Origin of the sequence: Pseudomonas sp. 50_B, from assembly GCF_017491625.1 — a bacterium.
Lineage (GTDB): Bacteria > Pseudomonadota > Gammaproteobacteria > Pseudomonadales > Pseudomonadaceae > Aquipseudomonas > Aquipseudomonas danubii.
Genome location: NZ_JAFGYX010000093.1, coordinates 1 through 522 on the forward strand (window position 1 = coordinate 1; position 522 = coordinate 522).

Genomic DNA, 522 nt, shown 5'->3' on the forward strand with positions numbered 1-522 from the left:
GTCTATACGCGCTTCGGCCGTCTCGACGTGCTCGTGAACAACGCGTCGGTATTCTGGCAGGACCACCTGCCGAGCTTCGATCTCGCCGCGTTCGACAACGCGTGGGCGATCAATTGCCGCGCGCCGATCCTGCTGACGCGCGCGTATTACGAGCGCGCGAAGGCGGCGCTCGCGCAGGGCGTCGTGATCAACGTCGTCGATCAGAAGATCAAGGAAAATTTCCATCGCGACCATTTCAGCTATACGGTCGCGAAAGCGGCGCTCGGCAACCTCACGCAGATGCTCGCGCTGTCGGCAAGCCCCGTGCTGCGCGTAAACGCGGTGTTTCCGGGCTTGATGCTGCCTAGCGACGATCAGACGCCCGCCGATTTCGAGCACGCGAGCCGCGCGTCGACGCCGCTTGCGCGGATCGCCGGGCCGAACGACGTCGCGGACGCGATCCTGCTGCTGACGGGGCCGGCATACAACGGCGCCGATTTCGTCGTCGACGCGGGGCAGAATCTGATCCGCGTCGATCAGGAC

Annotated in this window: 1 protein-coding gene; it reads left to right on the top strand. The window is 64.9% G+C overall.

All coding sequences use genetic code 11. From position 1 onward, the window contains the following. Positions 1 to 522 (top strand): SDR family oxidoreductase (locus tag J5M73_RS31060; RefSeq protein WP_207816883.1); only part of this gene is annotated, 522 nt, incomplete at both ends.